The sequence below is a fragment of the Synechococcus sp. R6-10 genome, from assembly GCF_047461815.1.
Taxonomy (GTDB): domain Bacteria; phylum Cyanobacteriota; class Cyanobacteriia; order Thermostichales; family Thermostichaceae; genus Thermostichus.
Window position 1 is genome coordinate 1 of the sequence record NZ_JANSHW010000500.1, and the last position, 1,202, is coordinate 1,202.

Genomic DNA, 1,202 nt, shown 5'->3' on the forward strand with positions numbered 1-1,202 from the left:
ACAAAAAAATCCCCCAGACCAAGCTGGGGGATCCACCAATGCTGTTGAAGCGTCAGGTCAGGCCATCAGCCACGCACCGCAGGCGCTACCTCCACCGCCGCCAAGTCCAGCGGGAAGTTGTGCGCATTCCGCTCGTGCATCACTTCCATCCCCAGGTTCGCCCGGTTCAGCACATCAGCCCACGTCCCAACCACTCGACCGTTGCTGTCCACAATCGACTGGTTGAAGTTGAACCCGTTCAGGTTGAACGCCATGATGCTGATCCCCAGCGCCGTAAACCAAATCCCAATCACCGGCCAAGCCGCCAGGAAAAAGTGCAGGCTCCGGCTGTTGTTGAACGACGCATACTGGAAAATCAACCGGCCAAAATACCCGTGCGCCGCCACAATGTTGTAGGTCTCTTCCTCTTGCCCAAACTTGTACCCCAGGTTCTGAGACTCCTCTTCCGAGGTCTCCCGAATCAGGCTCGAGGTCACCAGCGACCCGTGCATGGCACTAAACAGCGCACCCCCAAACACGCCAGCCACGCCCAGCTGGTGGAACGGGTGCATCAGGATGTTGTGCTCTGCCTGGAACACCAGCATGAAGTTGAAGGTCCCCGAAATCCCCAGGGGCATCCCATCCGAGAACGACCCCTGCCCAATCGGGTAAATCAAAAACACTGCTGTGGCCGCTGCCACGGGCGCAGAGTAAGCCACCGCAATCCAGGGCCGCATCCCCAAACGGTAGCTCAGCTCCCATTCGCGTCCCATGTAGCAGAACACCCCAATCAAAAAGTGCAGCACAATCAGCTGGTACGGACCGCCGTTGTACAGCCACTCGTCCAGTGAGGCGGCTTCCCAAATCGGGTAAAAGTGCAGGCCAATGGCTGCCGAAGAGGGCACTACAGCCCCAGAAATGATGTTGTTCCCGTACAGCAAGGAACCGGAAACGGGCTCGCGGATGCCGTCAATGTCCACCGGCGGAGCCCCAATGAAGGCGATGATAAAGCAGGTGGTGGCAGTCAGCAGGGTGGGAATCATCAGCACCCCAAACCAGCCAATGTAAAGGCGGTTATCGGTGGAGGTGACCCACTCGCAGAACTGCTCCCACACGTTGCTGGTTGAGCGACGTTGGATAACAGTAGTCATGAGGACAAACTTCCCTAAGGAAGCGCGAAGATTGACAACCTAAACTTAAAACATCCGTTAAGTTTCGTCAAC

At 57.1% G+C, this 1,202-nt stretch carries 1 protein-coding gene; it reads right to left on the reverse strand.

Going from position 1 to position 1,202, the window contains the following annotated elements:
• Nucleotides 1-65 precede the first annotated feature (65 nt).
• Entirely contained in the window at nucleotides 66-1,130 is a 1,065-nt protein-coding gene (psbA, locus tag NW837_RS12740; RefSeq protein WP_011432036.1) for a photosystem II q(b) protein, read from the reverse strand.
• Between the last annotated feature and the right edge of the window lie 72 nt (nucleotides 1,131-1,202).

Excerpts from the sequence above, each read along its gene's own strand:
- psbA (WP_011432036.1), bottom strand. The coding sequence starts at position 1,130 with ATGACTACTGTTATCCAACGTCGCTCAACCAGCAACGTGTGGGAGCAG.